The 23,136-nt window shown below is 70.6% G+C and carries 17 protein-coding genes; 10 read left to right on the top strand and 7 right to left on the bottom strand.

The window, feature by feature from the left end:
- Positions 1-30 precede the first annotated feature (30 nt).
- Genes AB0D04_RS12965 through AB0D04_RS12950 form a run of 4 tightly spaced genes read left to right on the top strand, consistent with a single transcriptional unit; the run spans position 31 to position 4,913 of the window.
- Positions 31-588: a 2Fe-2S iron-sulfur cluster-binding protein gene (locus tag AB0D04_RS12965; RefSeq protein ID WP_362702376.1), complete on the top strand. Its 558-nt coding sequence runs from the start codon at positions 31-33 to the stop codon at positions 586-588.
- Complete coding sequence (locus AB0D04_RS12960; protein ID WP_362702374.1) at positions 585-1,586, top strand: xanthine dehydrogenase family protein subunit M; 1,002 nt, start codon at positions 585-587, stop codon at positions 1,584-1,586. Before AB0D04_RS12965 ends, AB0D04_RS12960 begins: the two co-directional genes overlap by 4 nt.
- Complete coding sequence (locus tag AB0D04_RS12955) at positions 1,583-3,742, top strand: xanthine dehydrogenase family protein molybdopterin-binding subunit (RefSeq protein ID WP_362702373.1); 2,160 nt, start codon at positions 1,583-1,585, stop codon at positions 3,740-3,742. Before AB0D04_RS12960 ends, AB0D04_RS12955 begins: the two co-directional genes overlap by 4 nt.
- Positions 3,735-4,913: an XdhC/CoxI family protein gene (locus AB0D04_RS12950; protein ID WP_362702372.1), complete on the top strand. Its 1,179-nt coding sequence runs from the start codon at positions 3,735-3,737 to the stop codon at positions 4,911-4,913. The genes AB0D04_RS12955 and AB0D04_RS12950 overlap by 8 nt, the downstream gene beginning before the upstream one ends.
- Before the next feature lie 55 nt (positions 4,914-4,968).
- On the opposite strand, the gene AB0D04_RS12945 is transcribed toward AB0D04_RS12950, so the two are convergent.
- Entirely contained in the window at positions 4,969-7,113 is a 2,145-nt protein-coding gene (locus AB0D04_RS12945; protein ID WP_362702370.1) for a SpoIIE family protein phosphatase, read from the bottom strand.
- Between the two features lie 429 nt (positions 7,114-7,542).
- Between AB0D04_RS12945 and AB0D04_RS12940 the strand changes: the two genes are divergently transcribed.
- From AB0D04_RS12940 to AB0D04_RS12930, 3 genes are all read left to right on the top strand, one after another.
- A complete protein-coding gene (locus AB0D04_RS12940; RefSeq protein ID WP_362702368.1) occupies positions 7,543-7,890 on the top strand; it encodes an Ig domain-containing protein in 348 nt (115 codons plus the stop codon).
- Positions 7,891-8,035: 145 nt separating this feature from the next.
- Entirely contained in the window at positions 8,036-8,545 is a 510-nt protein-coding gene (locus AB0D04_RS12935; protein WP_362702367.1) for a DUF6328 family protein, read from the top strand.
- Between the two features lie 80 nt (positions 8,546-8,625).
- Complete coding sequence (locus AB0D04_RS12930) at positions 8,626-10,251, top strand: ubiquinol-cytochrome c reductase cytochrome b subunit (protein ID WP_362702365.1); 1,626 nt, start codon at positions 8,626-8,628, stop codon at positions 10,249-10,251.
- Positions 10,252-10,280: 29 nt separating this feature from the next.
- Here the strand turns inward: AB0D04_RS12930 and AB0D04_RS12925 are convergent, their stop codons facing one another.
- The 5 genes from AB0D04_RS12925 to AB0D04_RS12905 all read right to left on the bottom strand — a co-directional run bounded on the left by AB0D04_RS12925 (position 10,281) and on the right by AB0D04_RS12905 (position 17,550).
- Complete coding sequence (locus AB0D04_RS12925) at positions 10,281-10,673, bottom strand: cytochrome c oxidase subunit 4 (protein WP_362702364.1); 393 nt, start codon at positions 10,671-10,673, stop codon at positions 10,281-10,283.
- Between the two features lie 3 nt (positions 10,674-10,676).
- Positions 10,677-12,395: a cytochrome c oxidase subunit I gene (ctaD, locus tag AB0D04_RS12920; protein ID WP_362702363.1), complete on the bottom strand. Its 1,719-nt coding sequence runs from the start codon at positions 12,393-12,395 to the stop codon at positions 10,677-10,679.
- 143 nt (positions 12,396-12,538) lie between these two features.
- Positions 12,539-12,772 carry a hypothetical protein gene (locus AB0D04_RS12915; protein ID WP_362702361.1) on the bottom strand — a complete coding sequence of 78 codons (234 nt, stop codon included), beginning with the start codon at positions 12,770-12,772 and terminating at the stop codon, positions 12,539-12,541.
- Positions 12,773-12,811: 39 nt separating this feature from the next.
- Positions 12,812-13,228: a DUF2795 domain-containing protein gene (locus AB0D04_RS12910; RefSeq protein ID WP_362702360.1), complete on the bottom strand. Its 417-nt coding sequence runs from the start codon at positions 13,226-13,228 to the stop codon at positions 12,812-12,814.
- A 257-nt stretch (positions 13,229-13,485) separates the two neighbouring features.
- Complete coding sequence (locus AB0D04_RS12905; RefSeq protein ID WP_362702358.1) at positions 13,486-17,550, bottom strand: hypothetical protein; 4,065 nt, start codon at positions 17,548-17,550, stop codon at positions 13,486-13,488.
- 335 nt (positions 17,551-17,885) lie between these two features.
- Between AB0D04_RS12905 and AB0D04_RS12900 the strand changes: the two genes are divergently transcribed.
- The 3 genes from AB0D04_RS12900 to AB0D04_RS12890 all read left to right on the top strand — a co-directional run bounded on the left by AB0D04_RS12900 (position 17,886) and on the right by AB0D04_RS12890 (position 20,836).
- The gene (locus AB0D04_RS12900) at positions 17,886-18,965 is read left to right on the top strand and encodes a substrate-binding domain-containing protein (RefSeq protein ID WP_362702357.1); all 1,080 of its coding nucleotides are present in this window, start codon (positions 17,886-17,888) and stop codon (positions 18,963-18,965) included.
- Positions 18,966-19,029: 64 nt separating this feature from the next.
- Positions 19,030-19,815 (top strand): SDR family NAD(P)-dependent oxidoreductase, encoded by a 786-nt coding sequence (locus tag AB0D04_RS12895; RefSeq protein WP_362702355.1) that lies wholly within the window; start codon positions 19,030-19,032, stop codon positions 19,813-19,815.
- 118 nt (positions 19,816-19,933) lie between these two features.
- Positions 19,934-20,836: a DMT family transporter gene (locus AB0D04_RS12890; RefSeq protein WP_362702477.1), complete on the top strand. Its 903-nt coding sequence runs from the start codon at positions 19,934-19,936 to the stop codon at positions 20,834-20,836.
- 245 nt (positions 20,837-21,081) lie between these two features.
- On the opposite strand, the gene AB0D04_RS12885 is transcribed toward AB0D04_RS12890, so the two are convergent.
- Complete coding sequence (locus AB0D04_RS12885; protein WP_362702354.1) at positions 21,082-22,878, bottom strand: M4 family metallopeptidase; 1,797 nt, start codon at positions 22,876-22,878, stop codon at positions 21,082-21,084.
- Between the last annotated feature and the right edge of the window lie 258 nt (positions 22,879-23,136).

Genomic DNA, 23,136 nt, shown 5'->3' with positions numbered 1-23,136 from the left:
CGCACCACAAAACGCGAAAGAAGGCTGATCATGGCCCCATCGACGTCCAGCGCCATCACCCTGCACATCAACGGCGAGAAGTGCACGCTGCCCGTCGACCACCGCACCACCCTGCTCGATGCGCTGCGCGAGCATCTCGATCTGACGGGTACCAAGAAGGGCTGCGACCAGGGCCAGTGCGGTGCCTGCACGGTGCTGCTCGACGGGCGCCGGGCCGTCTCCTGCCTGCAGCTGGCGGTGGCCGCCGAGGGGCGCGAGATCACCACCATCGAAGGCGTGGCGGACGGCGAGCGGCTGCATCCGGTGCAGCAGGCCTTCCTCGACCTCGACGGTTACCAGTGCGGCTACTGCACACCGGGGCAGATCTGCTCGGCCCTCGGGGTGATCGAGGAGCACGCGGCGGGCTGGCCGAGCGCCGTGACCGCCGATGTGCGGCCCGAAGCGGGAGCGCCGGCGCTCACCGCCGACGAGATCCGGGAGCGGATGAGCGGCAACCTGTGCCGGTGCGGCGCGTATGTGTCGATCGTCCAGGCCGTTGCCAAGGCCGCAGCGGCCGGTACGGACGTGACCGCGGAGGTGGCGGCATGAGGGAATTCGGCTATGAGCGTGTGTACGACGTCCCCGGCGCGGTCGCGCTGCTCGGCGCCGATCCCGACGCGCGCCTTCTCGGTGGCGGCACCAATCTCGTCGACCTGATGAAGACCGGCGTGGAGCGGCCCGCGCGGCTGATCGACGTACGCGACCTCCCCCTCGACCGGATCGAGGCCACGCAGGACGGCGGTCTGCACATCGGCGCGACCGTCACGAACAGCGATCTCGCCGCCCATCCCGAAGTGCGGCGCCGCTACCCGGCGTTGGCGCAGGCCGTGCTGGCCGGCGCCTCGGGTCAGCTGCGCAACATGGCCACGGTCGGCGGGAATCTGCTCCAGCGCACCCGCTGCGGCTACTTCGCCGACCCGGCCCAGCCGTGCAACAAGCGCGTCCCCGGCAGCGGCTGCCCCGCCATCAAGGGCGAGCACCACAACCACGCGATCCTCGGCGCCTCCGAGCAATGTGTGGCCGTGCACCCCTCGGACATGGGCGTGGCGCTCGCCGCCTTCGACGCGGTCGTCTCGTACGAAACGACGGACGGGTCGGGGGAATTGCCGCTCGCCGCGTTCTATCTGCCGGTGGGGGACACCCCGCACCTGGAGACCGCCCTGCCGCCCGGCGCGCTGATCACCGGCATCACCCTGCCGTCGGCTCCGGTCGCCGCCCACTCCCGCTACCGCAAGGTGCGCGAGCGCGCGTCCTACGCGTTCGCGATCGGTTCGATCGCCGCCGCCCTCGACGTCCGGGACGGCCTCGTACGCGACGTCCGCCTCGCCTTCGGGGCGGTCGCGTCCCGGCCATGGCGGGCCCGGGAGGCCGAACGGGTGCTGGCCGGGGGCCCGGCGAGCGCCGACGCATTCGCCGCCGCCGCGGACGCCGAACTGGCGGCCGCCGAGGCGCTGCCCCACAACGGTTACAAGGTGACGCTGCTGCGCAACCTCGTCGTCGCCGTGCTGACCGAACTGAGCGAACTGACTGAGGAGGCCGCCCGATGACCACCACGACGACGGGAACCACCGCGGTGACGGGCGCCGTCGGCACCGCGCACACCCGCGTGGAGGGCCGGGCCAAGGTCACCGGAGCGGCCCGCTACGCGGGCGAGATCCCCTTCGCCGAACTCGCCCACGGCTGGCTGGTGTTGTCCACGGTGGCCCGCGGCCGCATCCGCTCGGTCGAGTCGGACCCCGTCCTCGCGATGCCCGGCGTCCTGGCCGTCCTGCACCACGGGAACGCGCCGCGCGTCGACGGCGACTACATGGGCATGCTGGGGCGCCCCGACCCGATCGTCGAGGTCTTCCAGCACGACCGGGTGCCGTTCATGGGCTGGCCGGTGGCGCTGGTCGTCGCCGAGACGTCCGAGCAGGCGAGGGAGGCAGCCGAGTCGGTGGTCGTCCACTACGACGCGGAGCCGCACGACGTGGCGTTCTTTGCCGGACGCCCCGGCACCTACACGCCGGACGCCGCGGGCATGCGGACGGAGAAGGGCGACCTGGAGGCCGAACTCGCCGCGTCCGCCCACGTCGTGGACGCGGAGTACACCACGCCCGAAGAGCACCACAGCCCGATGGAACCGCACGCGGCGACCGCGCGCTGGGACAGCGGCCGTCTCGAAATCGTCGACTCCAACCAGGGCAGCACCTGGGTTGCGGGCGAGCTGGCGAAGCTGTTCTCCCTGGACCCGGCCTCGGTACGGGTGCGGTCCGAACACGTCGGCGGCGCCTTCGGGTCCAAGGGCGTACGGGTGCACCAGATCCTCGCCGCGATGGCGGCGACCGTCCTCGACCGGCCCGTCCGCGTCGTCATGACCCGTCGTCAAATGTTTTCGCTCGTCGGCTACCGCAGTCCCACCGCGCAGCGCGTCAGGCTCGGCGCCGACAGCGACGGACGGCTGCGCGCCTTCGACCACCAGGGGTACAACCTGACGTCGACCGTCCATGAATTCGTCGAGCCGAGCGCCGGGTTCGGACGTCCGCTGTACGACGCCGACGCGCACCACACCGTCAACCGCGTCGTACGTCTCGACGTGCCGACGCCGACCTGGATGCGCGCGCCCGGCGAGGCTCCGGGCTCGTTCGCGCTGGAGTCCGCGCTCGACGAACTCGCCGAGAAGTGCGGCATGGACCCGATCGCGTTGCGGGCCCGCAACGAACCGGACGTGGGGCCCGTCTCCGGCCTCCCGTTCAGCAGCCGCAATCTCCTGTCCTGCTTCCAGGAGGGGGCCCGCAGGTTCGGCTGGGCGGACCGGGATCCGCGTCCCGGACTGCGCCGAGAAGGGCGCTGGCTGCTCGGGACCGGCACCGCCGCGGCCACCTTCCCCGTGCTCGTCGGCCCGGCCACGGCGGCCGTGACGGCGGAGGCCGACGGCACCTTCACCGTCCGGATCACCGCGGCGGACGTCGGGACCGGGGCGCGGACGGCGCTGACCCTGATCGCCGCGGACGCCCTCGAGGTGGCACCGGAGCGCGTCCAGGTACGCATCGCGGACAGCGACTTCGGCCCGGCGATGATCGCGGGCGGCTCGATGGGCACCCGCTCCTGGGGCTGGGCGGTCACGGACGCGGTGCGCGAACTGCGGGAGCAACTGGCCCTCGGCATCGACATTCCGGAGCAGGGCATCACGGCACGGTCCGACACCACCGAGGCCCTCGGCACGCTCACGCAGAAGGAACGGCACTCCTTCGGGGCGCAGTTCGCCGAGGTCGCCGTGGACGTCACCAGCGGCGAGGTCCGCGTACGGCGCATGCTCGGCATCTTCGCCGCGGGCCGGATCATCAACCCGCTGACCGCGCGCAGCCAGTTCATCGGCGGGATGACCTGGGGGCTTTCCATGGCGCTGCACGAGGAGGCGATCCGGGACCAGGTCTCGGGCGGACTTGTCGGCGCCGACCTCGCGGGCTATCACGTCGCCGCGCACGCCGACATACCGCCCATCGAGGCGGACTGGGTGGCCGACCCGGACGCGGACGACCCGGTCGGCATCAAGGGCATCGGCGAGATCGGCATCGTGGGCGCCGCGGCGGCGATCGCCAACGCGGTCTGGCACGCGACCGGCGTACGCCACCGGCAGCTGCCGATCCGGCCCGACCGCGTCCTGCTGGCGGGAACGGCCCCCGGCGGAGACCAGGAGGCAGGAGAAGGCCGGGATGCTTGACCTCGCCGATGAGCTGAACCGATGGGCCGAGCGGGGCCGGGACTTCGCCGTCGCCACCGTCGTGGGTGTCGGCGGCAGCGCCCCGCGCCCGCCCGGCGCCGCCCTGGCCGTCGACGGCCGGGGCACGGCCATCGGCTCGGTCTCCGGCGGCTGCGTGGAGGCGGCGGTGTACGACCTGTGCGCGCAGGCGCTCCAGGACGGCAAGACGGTGCGCGAACACTTCGGTTACAGCGCCGAGGACGCCTTCGCGGTGGGACTGACCTGTGGCGGAACCCTCGAGGTCCTGGTCACGCCGGTGCGCGCGGACGCGCCGGGCAGGCAGGTGTTCGCGGCAGCACTGTCGGCCGCCGCCCGGGGGGAGGCGGCGGCCCTCGCCCGGGTGGCCCGGGGCCCGGCCGAACTGCTCGGCCGGGCGCTGCTCATCCACCCCGACGGCTCGTACGGGGGCGGACTCGGCGGGCCTCCCGAGCTGGACCGTACGGCGGTGGGCGAGTCCCGCGCCCTGCTGGACGCGGGCCGCACCGGCACTTTCCAGGTCTCGGCGAGCGGATCGCGCTGCGAGACCGGGGCCGAGGCCGGGGCGGGGGAGCTGACGCTGTTCGTCGAGTCGAGCGTGCCGCCGCCCCGCATGATCGTCTTCGGTGCGATCGACTTCGCCGCGGCGCTGGTGCGTACGGCCAAGTTCCTCGGCTACCACGTGACCGTGTGCGACGCCCGCCCTGTCTTCGCCACCCGGGCCCGCTTCCCCGAGGCCGACGACATCGTGGTCGACTGGCCGCACCGCTACCTCCAGCGGACCGCGACCGACGCCCGCACGGTCCTGTGCGTGCTCACCCACGACGCCAAGTTCGACGTCCCCCTCCTGGAGACGGCCCTCCGGCTGCCGGTCGCCTTCGTCGGCGCCATGGGCTCACGCCGCACCCACGAGGACCGCAACGACAAACTCCGCGAAGCCGGCCTCACCGAATCCGAACTCTCCCGGCTGCACTCCCCGATCGGCCTCGACCTCGGCGCCCGTACGCCCGAGGAGACCGCCCTGTCCATCGCGGCCGAGATCGTCGCGGCCCGCCAGGGCGGCACGGGGTTGCCGCTCACCGGCTCGCGGACACCGATTCACCGTGCTGCGGACGGGAGAGCAGCGGGCGGGCCGGGGGCGCCCGCGGTGGCCTGACGCACCGTCACCGGGGCCTGTGCGGCCCCGGAGGCGTGCCGCTGCTCACGCCTGCTCAGCCGACGGTCGGCACCGCTGCCGCACCGGCACCGGGCATTGCCACGGCCGACAGGACCATCAGCGCCACATCGTCCTGCCGGTCCACGTCGGCGTGCCGGTTCGCCAGGAGGGTGTCGGCGAGGTGGTCGGGGCCCATGCGGGGCGCGTTGTCGAGGCGTTGGGCGAGGTTGATCACGGAACGGTCCAGGTCGACTCCCGGCGTCTCCACCAGGCCGTCGGTGTAGAGCGCCAGCACGGATTCGGGCGGCAGGTCGATCTCCGTGGCGGCATAGCGGGCGTCGGGGTCGATGCCCAGCAGCAGCCCCGGCGGGACGTCCACCACCGTGGTGGGGCGGCCGGCGCGGCGCAGAAGAGGGGGCGGATGTCCGGCGCTGGCCAGGCAGGCCCGTCGGGTGCGGACATCGATGTGGACGTACAGACAGCTGGTGAACAGGTCCGGGTCCAGATCGGTCAGCAGCCGGTTCGTACGCGCCAGCACCTCGCCGGGTGAGGCGCCGGCGGTCGCATGGGCATGCACGGCGGTCCGGGCCTGGCCCATGAGGGCGGCGGCCGCCGCGTTGTGGCCCTGTACGTCCCCGATGACCGCGGCGACGGTGCCCTCGTCGAGGCGGATCAGATCGTAGAAGTCACCGCCGATGTCCATCCCGCGGGTCGACGGCAGATAACGGGCGGCGACGGCGAGACCGGGCACCGCGGGGAGCCGGTGCGGCAGCAGGCCGGCCTGCAGGTCATGGGCGAGCTGCTGCTTGGTGTCGTAGAGGCGGGCGCGGTCCAGCGCCTGGGCGATCAGCCCTGCCAGTGAGGTCAGGACCTGGCGTTCCTCCGGGCTGAAGGTGCGGGGACGGACGTAGGCGAGGATGCAGCAGCCCACCGGGCGGCCGGAGATGATCAGCGGCAGTACGGCCCGCGCCGCCTTGCCCGTCAGATGCGGCAGCCCCGGGTACTCGCGTTCCATGTCCTCGGGGGACGAGTAGAAGCCCGGCTCCCCGGTGGCGAGGGCGTGTACGGCGGGGCTGTTGGCGGCGCTGAGGGCGACGCCCTCGAAGGCGGCGATGACCTCTGCGGAGTACCCCCGGTGGCCGATGGTCCGCAGCCGGCCCGCCTCCGCCGCGTACATGATCATGCCCTGGGCGCCGAAGGCCGGCGCGATCTGGTCGGCCACGAGGTCGACCACATCCCGTGTCTCCACGGCCTCGGTGAGCGCGGCCGCCAGATGCAGGACGTGGTAGATCTGCCCGGCTCCCACCGGCACGTCCTCCCCCTCTGCCGGAAGGGGCGCCACCTGGCCGTGATCCCGGTCCGAGGGGCTGATCCACACGCTCAGGCCCCGGCCGTCCGGGAACAGCCGGAAGGTGAGCCACTGGTGCTGAGGGCGGTATGCGGTGAAGGTCGTCGGCCTGCGGCTGATCACCGCGGCGCGGTAGCGGTCCTCGAAGACCGGAACGCGCAGCCACGGCAGGAGTTCCCAGGGGCGCGCGCCGACCAGCCGGTGCACGCTCTCGCCGAGCAGGTCCGCCGCGCCGGTCGTGACCATGGTGACGCGTCCGTCCAGGTCCAGCGCGCAGCCGCCGCCGGGCAGCCGCTCCAGGTAGTCGACCGCCGCCAGCGCCTCCTCCGGGCCCACGGTCCGCACCGGCGGCGGCGACACGACGCGCGGCCTTCCGGCCGGCAGAACCGGGCCGTCGGCCAGGGGGCCGCTGACCAGCGCCGCCGCCAGGCGCCGGCAGCCGGTCTCCACCGCCTCGCATTCGCCCGTCGACAGCTGCGCCGCATGGCCGGCCGGCCACAGCAGCAGCAAGGCGCCCCGGCGCCCGGTCCCGTCGCTGACCGGCGCCGCCGCCAGCGCGAAGTCGTACGGCACGGCCACCGCCGTACGGGGGAAGTCACGGGCCAGCTGCTGATGGCCGCCCACCCACACCAGACGCTGCCGGCGCGTCGCCACGGCGACCGGGATCGGGGCCGCCAGCGCCACCCGGCTCCACGGCTCGAGCAGCGGCACCGGCAGGCCGCTCATGACGGTCAGCTGCAGTACGGGCTCGTCGGCCGCCAGCACATAGAGCCCGGCGGCGGAGGCCCCGGTCTCCCGCATCGCCCGGAGCAGCGCCCCGTCCACGGGATCGGAGCCGGACCCGCCGCTCATCTCGCACCTTCACACCGCTGCCGTCGGGACATCGAGACCTCTGCGCCCCGCCGCTCTCCCCGCCTCGCGCACACGCCGACGCTCCGGCCGGCGCACGGGAAACGGCCGCTCCGCACCGTCATGAGGACTCTCCTGGACAGTGCTGACGTTACGCCGTGGACCGGGCTGCGGCATGTGCGACGGGCCCGGCCCCTCGGTCGCTGATCCGCCACGGCGTGGCCCAACATTGTCACCCCACCGCAGGAACTCCCCGGAAACGGGGCGGTCATACGCGAGGACCTCACCCCGGCCTGCTTACCATCACCGGCATCACCGGATTTCCGGCATCACCGGGATTCCGGGCATCACCGGGAATCCAGGAAACCCTGTCATCACCGGGAAGGATCCGGGCGCCTTGCCATCCCCACGATCTTGTCGCCAGGAGGCGGTATGAGTGCAAATCCGGGCTCGGCCCAGACGCTGGCCATCGAGCCGGCCGGGGGAACGGGACAGCACGCCGGTCCCTATCAGACCTTTGCGCATCCGCTGAAGGCCCGGCTTGTCGACATCAGAACCGGTACGGCCATTGCTGACAGCACGGTGACATTCTCCTGGGATTCCACCACACAGCAGGCCCTTTTCGAAGGCGACGAAAGAACCGTTACCGCACAGACCGACGCCAAGGGATACGCGCAGACACCGCCCGTCGTGGCCGGTGATGCGGCCGGCACCGCCACCTTTGTCGTCACTGCGGAGGGCGCGGCCCCGGAGCAGTTCGAGGTCACGGTCGACGACTGAACCGGCCGTACCGATGCGTGTCATTCCCTGCCTCGACCGTCCGGTTCGCCTTCGCGCCTATGGTGAGAGGGGATCGCGTGAGGGGATTCTCCAAGGGGTCGGAATCGTGGTGCGACATCACCGCGGGACAGGTCAGGGAGGCCCTGTGGAATCGCATCCGCATCATCCGGCACACGGCCGCGACGAGTCGGTGGAGGAACGGGCCGACCGACGCTGGAGTGAACTTCTGCAAGAAGTCCGGGTCACCCAGACCGGAGTACAGATTCTGTTCGGCTTTCTGCTCACCGTCGTCTTCACCCCCACGTTCGCCACTCTCACCGGGACCGACAAAATCATCTATGTGGTCACTGCCCTTCTCGGCGCCGCCACAACGGGCGCTCTCATCGGCCCGGTGAGCTTCCATCGATTCGTCGCCGGACGCCATATCAAGCCGGAGACTGTGGTCTGGGCATCGAGATTCACCGTCGTCGGGATCGTTCTCCTGCTGGCCACCGTCACTTCGGCGCTCCTGCTCATCCTGCGTATCGCCCTGAACGACAGCGCCGTGCCCTGGATTGTCGCGGGGCTCGCGGTGTGGTTCGTGCTGTGCTGGTTCGCACTCCCCGTATGGGCCCGGCACCACTACCCGGACAGGTCCCGTGACATGCCCGACTGAGTACTTCCGACAACGGTTGGTCATCCGCGCGGCCGAGGCGGCGGACCGCGGCTGCTGCACAGGACGAGGGAGCACAGCACATGCCTTTCCGCGAGCGTGAAGATCGCCTGCAACTGAGGGCCCGGCGGGCGGCCGAACGCGGATTTCACCGTCTGGACGAACGGCTTCCGGCGGCCGATGCGGGGAAGTTGCTGCGCAAGGCATTTCCGGACCACTGGGCGTTCTTTCTCGGGGAACTGGCGCTGTACAGCCTGATCGTGCTGGTGCTCACGGGTGTGTTTCTGACGCTGTTTTTCGATCCGGTCATGGCCGAGAGCACCTATCACGGCTCGTACGCCCCGCTGCACGGCACCCGTATGACCCAGGCCTACGCCTCTACGCTGCGCCTGAGCTTCGATGTACGGGGCGGGCTGCTGATCCGTCAGATCCACCACTGGGCGGCTTTGACGTTTGTGGCAGCCGTCGGCGTGCACATGCTGCGGATCTTCTTCACCGGCGCGTTCCGCCGCCCGCGCGAGGGCAACTGGATCATCGGGGTGACGCTCTTTCTGCTTGCGCTGCTGGAAGGCTTCTGCGGCTACTCGCTGCCCGATGATCTGCTCTCCGGCACCGGTCTGCGGACCGCGGACACCATCATCGGATCCATCCCGATCGTCGGAACGTACCTGGCCTTCTTCGCCTTCGGCGGCGAATATCCCGGACAGGACATCATTCCGCGCCTCTATACCGTCCACATTCTGCTGGTCCCCGGGATTCTCATCGCCATGGTGACGGCCCATCTCATCCTGGTGGTCTTCCTCAAACACACGCAGTGGCGCGGACCGGGAAGAACGAACAGGAACGTCGCGGGCCAGCCGATGCTGCCCCAGTGGCTCGCCAAGTCGACCGGGCTGTTCCTCATCCTCTTCGGCTGTACGGCCGTCCTCGGCGCCGTGGCCCAGATCAACCCGATCTGGGATTACGGCCCGTTCCGTGCGGACCAGGTTTCCACCGATGCCCAACCGGACTGGTATGTGGGGTTCCTTGAGGGTGCCCTGCGCCTGATGCCCCCCTGGGAAACCCACCTGTGGGGCCACACCGTCATGTGGAACGTGTTCCTGCCCGCGGTGGTCCTGCCAGGGGTGCTGTTCATGGTCCTGTACCTCTATCCCTTCTTCGAGAGATGGGTGACCGGAGACCGCGGTGAACACCATCTGTGCGACCGGCCGAGGGAACGGCACACCCGTACCGGGCTGGGAGTGGCCGCCATCGTCTTCTACGCGGTCCTCCTGCTGGCCGGCGGCAACGACGTCATCGCCTTCGGCTTCGAGCTGTCGGTGGAGGCCCTGACGTGGATCTTTCGCGTGGCGGTCGTGGTGGCGCCGCCGCTGTCCTTCCTCCTCACCAAGTGGATCTGTCTGGCGCTGCAGCGGCGCGAGCGGGAGCGGTTGATCGAGGGCGACGAAACAGGTCTGGTGAGCCAGTCGGTGTACGGCGATCTGGTCGAGGGGCAACAGCAACTGGCCCGCCGTGAGCGGTACACGCTCCTTGCGCGGTCGGACCCGGACCCGCTGGAACTCGAGCCTCCCGGGCCGGCAGGCCACTCCCGGAGCGACCGGCTACGGGCCGCGCTGAGCCGGTGGTACTACCGCGACCAGGTGGAGATGCCGGTGACGCCGGAACAGCGTGAGGACATCGCCGTCTTGAACGCACCGCCCCGTGACTGACCGCTGACCGACGAGGAGGTCCGTCCCCGTCAGCGGTCGCGCGCCTCGTACTGGAAGACAAAGCCGAAGACGCCCGCGGCCAGCACCCCGATACCGATCAGGAACAGCCACACCCCGTAAATCACGCCGAGCGCGCTGATCGTGAATCCCACGGCGGTGAGCAACGGGTAGCTGCTGTGCGGCGAGAAGAAGTCCAGGGGGCCGGAGCGCTGGTGCACCTCGGCGTCCTTGTGGTCCTCGGGCCGGCTGCCGCGTCTGCGGTACTGCATGAAAAAGAAGAAACAGATCAGCGACGCCATGATGAAAGCGACGACCAGCGCGGCCGTTCCCGCCGGTTCCCGGTCCGACCACCACGCGTATCCGAAGGCGGTCCCGGCGAAAAAGAGGGCAACGCCGCCGAAAAGAAACGCTTCGATTTTCACGGGTCACTCGCTCAGGGGGTCGGGGGTGGAGGTGCCGCCCTTACGCGGGCCGCCGGTCAGGGACGGACCGGCCGCTTCCGGTCCGACGTCGGGATGATGCAGGTCGAAGGCGGGGGAGTCGGAGCGCACCCGCGGCAGGGTGTGAAAGTTGTGGCGGGGCGGCGGGCAGGACGTCGCCCATTCGAGAGACCTGCCGAATCCCCACGGGTCGTCCACTTCCACCTGGGCCGCATATCGGGAGGTGCGCCAGACGTTGTACAGAAACGGCAGCGTCGAGGCACCCAGGAGGAAGGAACTGGCGGACGAAATGGTGTTCAACAGGGTGAATCCATCCGCGGTCAGGTAGTTCGCGTAGCGGCGGGGCATGCCCATCTCGCCCAGCCAGTGTTGCACCAGAAACGTTCCCTGGAAGCCGATGAACAGGGTCCAGAAATGAATCCTGCCCAATCTCTCGTCGAGCATTTTTCCGGTCCATTTGGGCCACCAGAAATAGAATCCGCCGAACATCGCGAAAGCGACCGTGCCGAACAGCACATAATGCAGATGCGCCACAATGAAATAGCTGTCCGTGACATGGAAATCCAGCGGGGGAGAGGCGATGAGCACCCCGCTCAGCCCGCCCAGCAGAAACGACACCAGAAACCCGATACTCCACATCATGGGCGTCTCGAACGAGAGGCTGCCGCCCCACATGGTCCCGATCCAGTTGAAGAACTTCACCCCGGTCGGCACGGCAATGAGAAACGACAGTACGGAGAAGAAGGGCAGCAGCACAGCACCGGTGGCAAACATGTGGTGAGCCCAGACCGAAGCCGACAGCATCGTGATGGCAATGGTCGCACCGACCATGCCGACATATCCGAAGACGGGTTTACGGCTGAACACCGGAATGATTTCGGTGATGACCCCGAAGAAAGGCAGCGCCACGATATAGACTTCCGGATGTCCGAAGAACCAGAACAAATGCTGCCACAGCAGAGCACCGCCATACGCGGCGTCGAAGACATGCGCGCCGAATGTCCGGTCCGCTTCCAGGACGAGCAGAGCGGCGGTCAGCACGGGAAAGGACAGCAGCGCAAGAATGGAGGTGAACAGGACGTTCCAGGTGAAGATCGGCAGGCGGAACATCGTCATGCCGGGTGCGCGGAGGCAGACGATGGTGGCGATGAAATTCACCGACCCCAAAATCGTGCTCAGCCCGGCCACCACCAGGCCCATGGTCCACAGATCCGCTCCCTTGCCGGGGGAGAACACCGGCCCGTTGAGCGGGGCGTAGGCAAACCAGCCGAACGACGCGGCGCCGCCGGGGACCAGGAACCCGGAAGCCACCATGATGCCGCCGAGCAGAAATACCCAGTAGGTAAAGGCATTCAGCCGCGGGAATGCCACGTCGGGGGAGCCGATCTGGAGCGGCATCACCGCATTGGCGAATCCCGCGAACATCGGCGTGGCGAACAGCAGCATCATGATGGTGCCGTGCACGGTGAAAAGCTGATTGTACTGTTCGTTGGACACGATCTGGAGGCCGGGCCGCATCAGCTCCGCCCGCATCAGCATGGCCAGCGTTCCGCCCAGCAAAAAGAAGGCGAATGCGGTCACCATGTACAGATTGCCGATGACCTTGTGGTCCGTGGTCGTGATCCAGCGCAACAGCGTCCGGCCGGGAACGGAGCGGTCTTTGAGCTCTTCCGCGCTGCGGAAGTCCCGCTCAATTCGTGCCATCGGCGCTCCCTTTCATGGCGGGGAGGGCAAATGATCGTACTAATCAATTGCCTCAATTGCCCCTCGAGGTGTTTACCTCATACCATGCCGGTCGCGCGGGAAGCGCATTCCTGACGTCATTCGGCAGGTGTTTCGTGCCCCGTTCAGGAGCTGTCCGCCAGTTCCGCATGGCCCTGGAGCCGTGCGCAGTGGGCGCAGCAGAAGAACTTCCCGTCGGACTGGAGGCCGTGCCCCAGAATCCGGCAGTCGCAGTTGTCGCAGTGCGGCGCGATTTTCTGGGCAGCGCATTCGATGCTGTCGAAGGTGTGCACCACCCCCGCAGCGTGTATGTCAAAAGCCATCGCGTAGTCGTTTCCGCAGACTTCACAGACAGCCATGGTGAGCTCCTTGGATGTGTCTTTCCTGCTCCGTATCTGTCAGTCGCGGAGGTCCTCCGTGCCGAGCCCGAGGGACTGGGCGATGCTCTGCACATTGCCGTACCGCTCCCCTTCCGGGAGCTGCTTGGCCAGGGAGATCAACCGGTCCGGTGCGTTGTCGCGTACGAGCCGCTCGACGATGGCGAGCCGGTCGACCGGGTACATGCTGCGGCCGAGGTGCTGCGCGAGTTCGGAGCGTACGGCGACATCGTTTGCGGACATCCCGTGCGGTGTGCCGCCCCGGAACGCGGTGTCGGGCGCCTGAGCCGTCGCGGGCTGGTCCTCCCCGGCCGGCTGGAGTTCGCGCTCCTCAGCCGTGCGCAGCGAACGATCCCTGGTCAGTTCCGCGCGCAGCTGCTTCTTCATCATGTCGTCCCGTGCGGGGCCCGTCTTGTCCGTACCGTGTTGCATGGCCACTTTCGCCTCCAGAGTTGCGGGACGAGGCTTCAGGCGGCTTCTCGGCTCTCCTGGCCTGCGCTCTCGCTGAGGGCGGCGCTCAGTTCGCCGCGGCGTATCTCCGCACCGGCGGGCTGACCGGCCCGAACGTCAGGGCGCCACGCCCTGGGGGACGCGCCACGCCGACAACACCTCCTCATCCATCGCACGCCCAGCGAGCGGAGATCGCATCTTGGCCTTGGCCGCGGCCGCGGGCCGGGCGCCCGGCCCACGCACCGTTACCCCCCACGCCCCGCCCACGCCCGCGCAAAGAGCGCCGGCACCGGTCCGGACGGCACCGCAGCCATGTGTGACGTGGACCGGTGCTCCCGGGCCAGCGGCAGCAGGCCTAGCTTCGAGGCCTCGATGGGGAGACGCGGCGGCTTGCGTTCCTGCCAGCTGCCCGGCAGGAAGAGTGCGCGGCCCGCGCGGGTGCGGGTGGCGCGGCGCACCAGGCCCGACGCTTCCAGTTCGGCCACCGCTGCCTTGAAGCGGACCGGGCTCCAGGCGGTCCACGTCCTGACGTTGCGGTCCGTCGGGTCCGGGAGGGCGAGCAGCATCAGGTAGAGGGCGGCGGGGTCCTCGCCCAGGCCGCAGGTCGTGGCGCACTCCTCGACCAGAGGGGGCACCGAGCGCGCCGGGTGCTGCTCCCAGCCCGGAGTCCTGCCGTCGTCGGCGGTCAGATGCCCGCCGAGCGCGGCGAAATCGTCGCTCAGCAGCAGCCGAAGATCCGCTACGGCGGGCAGGCCGGACGGGCTGGGCTGCCACTGGGAGGGGAGCGGGGTGTCGAGGTAGGTGTCCAGGGAGTCCAGGAGCGGGTCGGCGGTGCCCTTGAGGGCGGCAGGGTCCACGCGCAGCTGCCACGCCCCGTCGTCGTACACCTGCGTGACCGCCGGATGAGCGGTGAGCGCCGCGGTGGCCGGAGCGGCACCCGCCACGGAGCACTGCAGCGAGAAGAGGGTGAGCGGGCCGGGCCCGGCGGCCAGCTCTGCTCGGAGCCGGGCTATCGCCGCGCCGATCGCCGGGCGCAGCGGATCGCCCGCCGGAGTGCGGTAGGCGAGCCAGGCGGCGATCCTCGGCAGGGCCGGCAGCTGGGGCTCGCCCCCCAGGCCCGAGGGGTCGGGGCTCAGACAGTCCGCCCCGGCGGCGACGCGACCGGTCAGCGCGGGCAGCCGCAGGGCCGGGCCCCGCTCCCTCTCGCGCCAGCTGCGCTGCCAGTGGGGGATGACGTCACTGTGGGTCGGGAGCGTCTCCTTGATGGCGAGGGGGAGGAGGGCAGCGGGGACCGGGAGCGGGCTGCCCAGCTCGCGCCGCCACCACCCGGCGGCGCGGTCCACGTCGGGGCCCGCGGTCCACAGATCCTCGGGATCGTCGGGGAGCAGCTTGTCGTAGAGGGCCGCGAAGAACTCGGGGCCGAGCGCGGAGGTGAGGGAGTGCACCGCGTGTTCGGCCTCCTTCTCCCGGATCTGCCACGCCTCCAGGTCCTCGACGCGATAGCCGCGGTCGTGGACGCGCTCCTCCGCCACCTGGTGCGGTGCGGCGGGGACGTACGCCATCAGCAGCACGGTCGCCTCCGCCACGGTCTGGCCCAGCCGCTCGGCGAAGGCGCGGGCGAGCGCGGGGCGGGGCGGTGCCGATCCGTGCCTGCGGTACAGCTCGGCGAAGCGCACGAACCAGCTGCCGGGGCGTACCGGCTCCAGCACATAGGCGCGGGTGAGCCGGGCACCCGCGGCGGCCAGCGGACCGTCCTCGGGGAACGCGCCGTCAGGGGCGTACTCCCACAACGTCCGGTGGGGGTCGGAGCCGCCGTCCATCACGCAGGCGGCGGACGTGGCCGTGGTGAAGGCCGTGCCGCGGGCGGGGGCGCGGGCGGGGGAAGGGCGCGTGGGTATCTCGCAATGGACGATCCGCCAGCGGCCGGGCTTTCCGGAGACGAAGGGGTGGGTGGCATACGTCAGCAGTGACCGGCCCGCCTGGTATGCCGTATCGCTGCCGAGCCTCCGGGCGGAGACGGCGCACAGGGCCAGTGGTGCGGCGTGGGCGTGTATGCCGAGGAACCGAAGGTGTCCGGGGGCGACGGTGAACTCGGCGTCGGCCTGCGCCAGATCGCCGTCCCATACGGGGGCGCCGGACTCCGCGAGCTTCATCAGCTGACGGCTCACCGCCACCTCAGGGTCGTCCCGCCGCGGCGTGGGCACCGGGGCCTCCCCGCCCTCGTCGGCCTCACCAGGGGTGAATCGCCGGACCAGACGCTCCAGGCCCGTACGGCAGTTGACGGCCGTGATCAGGTCGCGAGCGACCTGGCCGACCGCCGGCTCGCCGAGCTGCGGCAGCGCTTCGCGGACCCGGCCGCGGCTGCGGGACGTGTCGCCGTCGCCGGCGGGGTCGTCGGGCCGGACCGTCTCCAGCAGCTCCGCCGCCTGCGCGCGCGAGACACCCTCGGGCATCTTGGCCATCAGCAGGGCCATGACGTCCACCGCGGTGAACTCCTGCGCCGCCTCGGCGTCCTCGAGCAGGACGTCCACCGCCGCGCCCACATGCGCGAACCGGCCGAGCAGCAGGGCCAGTTCGTCGAGGTCCACGCCCGCGCGCAGCTTCGCGCGCTCGCGGGCGCACCACGCGCGCAGCTCCTCGTGCCCGGTCGGGTTGTCGAGCAGCCCCGGCATCCGCCGCCGGCCCGTGGTCGACTGCGGACGGTATCGGTTGACCGTGGCGTCCACGTCGAGGTGGGCACGCACCCAGGCGCGCAGCTCGCGGGCGAAGCGCTCGTCGGCTTGGAGGTGCGCCAGCTCGGGCCGGCGGGCGACCAGGAGGGTGTTCAGGTGGGGCCACCCGAAGAGCTCCGGGGGATCGGCCACCGGAGCGCCGTGTTCCAGCAGCACGTCGATGAGATCGAGCGGTGTCTTGCCGGTCTGCCGCTCGCCGCGGCTCCAGTAGCGGAACTCCAGGGGAACGCCGTCGGCGGCCAGCCGGGGCGCGATCCGTTCCGCCAGGTCGTACACGAAGAGCCAGGGGCCGTCCTGGTCGCTGCCGTACCGGATGCAGTCGGCCAGCCAGGCGGCCGCCGCGCCGTCGGGCAGCCCCGGTGCCGCACCGGTGAGCAGGGGCAACGCGCCCGTGCGCGCCAGCAGTTGCGGCCACAGCGCACGGCCTTCCCCGAAGCTGCCCGGCCGCAGCTCCAGCACGTGGCGGAGTGTCTCGGGGCCGCGGTCGGCCAGCAGTTCCAGGGCCCGGCCCTTGAGGCACTCGGTCCAGAACTTCTCCTCTTCCAGCGTCACGCCGCCGGCCGCGAGGATCTCCTGCAGCAGAGTGGCCAGCTCCGCGTCGGGGGACAGACCGGCCGCCCTGGCGATCTTGCGGAGGTCCACGGCCAGCTGCGGATACGCCTCGGACGTCGCCCGGACGCGGCGGAGTACCACCGCACGGAACCGGGCAAGATCCGCCTCGGTCGCCACCCCCTTGACGGCCAGCTCGCGTGCCCGGGCCCGCAGGGCCGACGCGGGGAGGGCCTTCGCCCCGGCGTAGGTGAGGTAGCGGCCCTGGAGCCACTCCTGGTCGGCCTTGAGGCCCTGCAGGCGCTCGGTCTCGCGGGCGCGCCCGAACCAGGCGGCGGCCGTGGCCCCGTCGCCCTGTTGCAGGGCAAGGTCGGCGAGCTCGTCGAGGAGGGTGGCGAGGAGCGCGGGTGCCGTCTCCTGCGGTCCGCCGAGGACGCCGTCGACGTCGTGCTTGGTGACACGGCGCCAGTCATCGGTCGTGAGCTCCAGGGCACGGACCTTACGGGCCGCCGACTCCTCCTGGCCCGGGTGGGCGGCGATCACCCGCTCGGGGAAGGGGAGTTCACCGTCGGAGGCGTCCGGTATGCCGGTGGAGAAGAGACCGTCCGGCTCCCAGTGGGCGATGCGCATCAGGACGTCGCGGTACGGGATCACCTGTTCGGGCAGCAGCTGGGTCAGCGTATGGCCGCTGAACCCGGTGTAGGTACGGGCGAACAGGCCGCCCTCGCCCGCGTCGTCGGTGAGGGTGCTGCCCTCGCCCTCCAGGGCCGCCCGCCACAGGGGATCGGCATCCGCCAGCGCGCGGGGGACGCTCGCTCCCGTCCGAGCCCACTCGCGGGCCCAAACGAGGCACGCCGCGTCATGCTTCTCCAGGCGCTCGGCCGCGCTGTGCAAGGCGTCCAGGCCCGGCGCTCCGCGCAGCGCATCGGGAAGCTTCCGGAGCGCGCGCCCGTGTGGATTGCGGTAGACGACCTCCAGGGCGCCTGAAAGCTCCGCGGTGTAGCCGTCCTGTTCGACGCGGTGCCCCATGCGCCTTCCCCCCCGTTGCGTTGATCGTTGGGCCAAGCCTACGAGCGCCCACTGACACTGCGGCCACTGCCGCCGGACGGCAGGGGGCACGGGGCCCGCCCGGCGCGATTTGTCCCTGGCCGATGTATTCGTCAGTGATGCGGAGTGCGGCGGAGAGGCACCGTGCTCGGCCGTGGCGGCGCAAGGTCGGCCGCGCCCGCTTGCCTTCGGATTGTTAAAGTGCAACTCGCTTTCATACCGTTCCTGCTTCGTTTCTTGACGATGGGGGTGGAGGTGACGTTCACTTTCAGCCGTTCCGGGCCGGTCAGGGCGGCCCCTTGCGGAGGTACCTGAAAATGAATGCAGCACTGCGTCGTATAATCACCGGCGCAATGGCACTCTCCCTCGCCGCGCCATTGGCGGCCTGTGGAAACAGCGACGACACAGGTACTCATGAGGAGTCCATCGGACTGCTCCTGCCGGAGAGCAAAGCGTCTCGCTACGAGGCATTCGATCGCCGCATCATCACCAGCCGGATATCGATGCTGTGCCTCGAATGCAAGGTGGACTACCGCAACGCCGGCGCGCAAGTGGACATCCAGAAGAGCCAGTTCGAGGCGCTGGTGAAGAAGGGCGTCAAGGTCATCATCCTGGACCCGGTCGACGCCCAGGCCGCCAAGAGCTGGGTGGACGCGGCGGCCAAGAAGGGCGTCAAGGTCATCGCGTACGACCGGCTCGCCGAGGGCGATGTCGCGGCCTACGTGTCGTACGACAACGAAAAGATCGGCCAGCTGCAGGGCAAGGGCATCCTCGCCGCCCTCGGGTCGCAGGCGTCGAGCGCCGATGTCGTCATGCTGAACGGCTCGCCGACCGACCCGAATGCCCCGTCCTTCAAGAAGGGCGCCCACGAAATCCTCGACGGCAAGGTCCATAAGATCGTCTACGAGAAGGACATCCCCGACTGGTCCGCGTCGGAAGCCCGGGCGAAGCTGAACGACGTCATCAAGGACCGCGGCCCGGCCGGATTCGACGCCGTCTACTCGGCCAATGACGGGATGGCCGGCGGAGCCGCCGAAGCGCTGAAGTCGGCCGGCCTGAAGAATGTCCCGCTCGGCGGTCAGGACGCCGAACTCCCCGCGCTGCGGCGCCTGGTGAGCGGTGAGCAGTCGTTCACCATTTACAAGCAGGTCCGGCCGGAGGCCGAAACCGCCGCCGAGATCGCCTTCCGGCTTCTGCGGGGCAAGAGCATCAAATCCTTCACCCCGACGACCACCGACAGCAAGAGCAAGTCCGGGATCCCGGCCAAGCTCTTCAATGCGCAGATCGTCACCAAGAAGAATCTGGAGGCGACCGTGATCCGCGACGGCGCCGCTCCCGCCGACTGGATCTGCACCAAGGATCTGGCCGCGGCGTGCAAGGCGCTCGGCCTGGACTGACGCCTCCCGGCGCCGTCCGGGGCCCCATGGCGTACGGGCCTTTCACCGGAGGTATACGTACGTCATGAATGCCAATGAATCGGACCGCACCCCGGTCGGCAACGCCGACCAGCCCCTGGCGGGCAGCGTCGCCCTGGTGACCGGCGCCTCCAGCGGGATCGGCGAGGCGGCGGCGCTGTCGCTCGCCCGGCTGGGGTGTTCCGTGGCGATGGTCGCGCGCCGTACCGACCGGCTGACGGAACTCAGCGACGCGATCGGCACACACGGCGCGGCGGCGCTCCCGCTGACCGCCGACCTGAGCGCCCCGGGACAGGCGCGTCGGGCGGTCGAGGAGACGGTGCGCCGCTTCGGCCGGCTGGATGTGGTGGTGAACAACGCGGGGTACGGAGCCCGCGCCGCGGTGGAGGACAGTGATCTCGCCGACTGGGAGCGGATGGTCGATCTCAATCTCAAGGCCGTGCTCCACCTGTCGCATGCCGCGCTGCCGCATCTGCTGCGCGCGGCCGAGGACGACGTACGCGGCGTCGCCGACCTGGTGACCGTCAGCTCGGTCGCCGGGCGGCTGGCCCGGAAGAACAACAGCGTCTATTCGGCCACCAAGCACGCGGTGTGCTCGTTCAGCGATGCGCTGCGCCAGGAGGTGACCGGGCGGGGTGTACGGGTGGGGCTGGTCGAGCCGGGGATGACGACGACGGAGATGACGCTCGGCGGCGAGTCGGCGTTCGGGATGGCGCAGGAGAGCTGGCTGCGGGCGGAGGACGTCGCCCGTTCCATCAGCTTCATGATCACTCAGCCGCCGCATGTGGCGATCAACGAGATCATGGTGCGGCCGACCGCGCAGGAGCACTGACCGCGCCGGAGCCCCGACCACACGGGAGCATGTCCCGCCCGGCGGGTGCCCCGGCCCCCCTCCGGCTAGCGTCGGAACGGGGAACGGGAGCGGCGGCGAGGAGGTGGTGGCGGGCGCCATGTGGCCGGCCGTCCTGTTCGCGCTGCTCGCGGCGGCCGGCAATGGGCTGGCCACGGTGCTGCAGCGGCGCGCGGCCCGTACGGTGCCGCTGGCGCCGGGGCTGCGGCTGGGCCTGCTGGCCGATCTGTTCCACCGCGCGGCGTGGCTCGGCGGCATGCTCGCCGTCATCGTCGCCGCAGCCTGCCAGGCGCTGGCACTGTCACTGGGCGCGCTGTCGGTGGTGCAGCCGCTCTTCGTCCTGGAGCTGCCGCTCGCCCTGCTCATCGGCCGCGTACTTCTCGGCGGGCGGGTCTCGCGCGCGGGCTGGACCGGTGTCGGACTGCTGGTGGCCGGGCTGGGGTGCGCGCTGGCGGCGGCCGCGCCGACCGTCGGCACCGACCATGCCCCGTTCGACCGCTGGGTGGGCGCTCTGGTGGCCTGCGGCGCGGTCATCGTCCTGGCCGTCGGCGTGGCGCTGCGCCGGCCGGAGGGCGCGGTACGGGCGGCCGCCTTCGGCGCGTCGGCCGCCGTCGCCTACGCTCTGACCGCCGCACTGATGAAGGACGCGACGGACGTCTGGCAGCGCGGCGGCCCCGGCGAGTTCTTCCTGACCTGGCAGACCTACGGGTTCGCGGCCGTCGGCGTGCTGGCCCTGTTCCTCATGGAGAACGCCATGCAGTCCGGCCCGCTGACCGCCTCCCAGCCCGTCCTCACCCTCGGGGACGCGCTGGTCAGCCTGTCCCTGGGCGTCACCCTCTTCGACGAACGCGTCCGCACCGGCTGGTGGCTGGTCCCGGAAGCGCTGGGCGTCGCGCTGGTGCTCTGGGGCGCGGTACGGCTCTCCCGTGTCGCACTGACCCAGGAGGTGGTGGGCGGGCCGGGCGCCGGGGCCGCGGCCGAAGTCGGCGATGCCCGCGGCTGAGTCGGCAGCCGGGGGCCGCGCCGGTCACGTGGCGGGCCGCACGCTCCACCGTGGTCAGCGGGGTGAGCGTCCCCGGGCCCGGCACGGCGTAGCGGGTCCGGTCGGAGCCCTGGCGAACCGGCTGCGGCCCACCGGCCGTACGGTGCTCCTGAGCCTGCGCCCCGTCGCCCAGCGGCGACGGGACACAGGCTCAGGCCCGCTCCCCACGGTGTGGGACAGCGAGGGCACCGGCATCGGGCCGGCGATCAGCCCTTTGCGGCGGGCGCGTTGGCGGCCGTGACGTTCACGGCGGCCCAGGACTTGTTCACCGTCTTGTACTCGGTGCTCTTGGCCCCGTAGAGGTCCTTGGCGGCCTTCAGCGTCGCGGTCCGGGCGTCGTGGAAGTCGGTCGTGGAGACCATGTACCGGGTCATCGCCCGGTAGTAGATCGCCGTCGCCTTGGTCCGGCCGATGCCCTTCACCGTGGAGCCGTCAACGGTGGGGGAGTTGTATGCGACGCCGCCGATCACCTTCTTGCCGCTGCCCTCGGCGAGGAGGTAGTAGGCGTGCGAGGAGACGCCGGAGCCGGCGTGCACCTCGGTGTCGTAGGCCTCCTTCGACCAGTAGTCGATCGTCCCCTCGAGCTTGTCGAGGGACGGCTTGTCCAGGCGGCGCAGGAACTTCTGCTCGAGGCCGAGCTTCTCGCCCATCAGGTAGTTGGGCGGATTCTTGGGGTTGTTGGCGGAGAATTCGACCGAGCTGCCGAAGATGTCCGCCAGCGACTCGTTGAGGGCGCCCGGCTCGCCGAACTGGTTGCCCTCCTCGTCGACGCGGGTGGGCTGGAGGCCCGCGGTCGCGTCCACGACGCCGTGGGTGAGCTCATGGCCGGTGACGTCCAGCACGACCAGCGGCTTGGTGAAGGTCTTGCCGTCACCGTCGCCGTAGAGCATGCAGCCGCAGTCGGAGGACCAGAAGGCGTTGCCGACGTCCTTGCCGAAGTGCACCAGGGCGCGCGCCCCGCGGCCGTCGTTCTTGATGCCCTTGCGGCCGAAGGTCTTCTTGTAGAAGTCGAGCGTGCTCGTGATGCCGTACTGGGCGTCCACGGCGGCGGTGGCCCGGTCGCGTGTCGTGCCGTTGCCCCAGCGGTTGGTGGCGCTGGTGAACGCCTTGCCGTCGGCGAACTTCTCCAGTTCCTTGCCGCCCGCGTCGCGGGTCTCGGTGTTCCCGCGGGTGGAGTCCTTCAGCGTGAAGGACTTCTTCGCGGTCCGGGTGGTGGACAGCGGCACACTGCCGACGAAGAGGGACGTGCCGGTGCCGGTGGCCGCGCCGGGGTGGCCCTTGGCCGTCCTGCCCGCGGTGGCCGGGGCGGCGGTGCCGGTCAGCCCGGTCGCGGGGCTGAGCTTCTCGCCCCGCTTGCGGAGCTTGTCCTGTACGGCGGGCGAGAGGAAGGAGTCGTTGGCCGGGATGTTGCTGAGCACCGATCCCGTGGCGGCGTCGACGACGACCGTGCGGACACCGCCGGCCTCGTCGGCGCGGCTGTCGGTGACCTCCACCTGGTAGGCCAGTGCCGTACGGTGCGCGCGGGCGTCCACGACCAGTTCGGCCGTACGGGCCTGGCCCTGCGCGGCGGCGGCGGCCTTCGTCCGGGCCTGCCCGGCCGACAGCTTCGGGCTGGTGGAGGCGACCTCGACCGGTCGGCTCGACGCCCGGGTCACGTCCTGATAGGCGGACTTGGCGTCCAGGTGGACGACCAGGTCACCGCCGAGCACCGGCAGGCCGCGGTGGGTGCGCAGGAAGCGCACGTGCTGCTTGCCGTCCGGGTCGACCAGCAGGTCCGTGGCCTTGAGGGTGTCCTTCTTGCCGACACCGGTGGCGGCGGCGTGGGCGTACGCGGCGGCGCGGGCCGCGTCCACTGTCGCCGCGTGGGAGGGGGAGGCGGCGGGGGCCGATTCCTGGGTGACCGTGGGGGCCGCGATGGCGGTGCCCGCCACCCCTGCCGTGACGGTGGCGGCCGTCGTCACCGCGACGGCGATCGCCAGCCTGCGTATGTGGGGTCTACGCACTGATATGGGTCCTTTGTGCACAGGGGGCGGCCGGCTCGCCAACCACCCCTACGCGCGGCGCTGTTGAGCGCCGCGGGGGTCTGGCGACCCCGCGCACACCCTGCGGGACCTGGCATGGGCATGTAAAGCGAAAAAATCGTTTTTCGACTGGGTTACATCGAAATTTGACAATTGATCAGCTATGAGTAGCCATGAGGTGACCAACCGTGCTTCCGGTTCTTGCCGGGAGAGACCCCATGACGGGCGGGCGGGTTGCTC

It is taken from the genome of Streptomyces sp. NPDC048483 (genome assembly GCF_040651455.1).
In the GTDB taxonomy this organism is placed as follows: domain Bacteria; phylum Actinomycetota; class Actinomycetes; order Streptomycetales; family Streptomycetaceae; genus Streptomyces.
Note: the sequence above shows the minus strand (reverse complement) of the source record. Positions and strands in the feature narration are given on the sequence as shown.

Bases quoted from the DNA above. Each gene is read 5' to 3' on its own strand.
- AB0D04_RS12960 (WP_362702374.1), top strand. From the start codon at position 585: ATGAGGGAATTCGGCTATGAGCGTGTGTACGACGTCCCCGGCGCGGTC.
- AB0D04_RS12940 (WP_362702368.1), top strand. From the start codon at position 7,543: ATGAGTGCAAATCCGGGCTCGGCCCAGACGCTGGCCATCGAGCCGGCC.
- AB0D04_RS12955 (WP_362702373.1), top strand. From the start codon at position 1,583: ATGACCACCACGACGACGGGAACCACCGCGGTGACGGGCGCCGTCGGC.
- AB0D04_RS12965 (WP_362702376.1), top strand. From the start codon at position 31: ATGGCCCCATCGACGTCCAGCGCCATCACCCTGCACATCAACGGCGAG.
- AB0D04_RS12895 (WP_362702355.1), top strand. From the start codon at position 19,030: ATGAATGCCAATGAATCGGACCGCACCCCGGTCGGCAACGCCGACCAG.
- AB0D04_RS12915 (WP_362702361.1), bottom strand. From the start codon at position 12,772: ATGGCTGTCTGTGAAGTCTGCGGAAACGACTACGCGATGGCTTTTGAC.
- AB0D04_RS12905 (WP_362702358.1), bottom strand. From the start codon at position 17,550: ATGGGGCACCGCGTCGAACAGGACGGCTACACCGCGGAGCTTTCAGGC.
- AB0D04_RS12890 (WP_362702477.1), top strand. From the start codon at position 19,934: ATGTGGCCGGCCGTCCTGTTCGCGCTGCTCGCGGCGGCCGGCAATGGG.
- AB0D04_RS12945 (WP_362702370.1), bottom strand. From the start codon at position 7,113: ATGAGCGGCGGGTCCGGCTCCGATCCCGTGGACGGGGCGCTGCTCCGG.
- AB0D04_RS12900 (WP_362702357.1), top strand. From the start codon at position 17,886: ATGAATGCAGCACTGCGTCGTATAATCACCGGCGCAATGGCACTCTCC.
- ctaD (WP_362702363.1), bottom strand. From the start codon at position 12,395: ATGGCACGAATTGAGCGGGACTTCCGCAGCGCGGAAGAGCTCAAAGAC.
- AB0D04_RS12930 (WP_362702365.1), top strand. From the start codon at position 8,626: ATGCCTTTCCGCGAGCGTGAAGATCGCCTGCAACTGAGGGCCCGGCGG.
- AB0D04_RS12950 (WP_362702372.1), top strand. From the start codon at position 3,735: ATGCTTGACCTCGCCGATGAGCTGAACCGATGGGCCGAGCGGGGCCGG.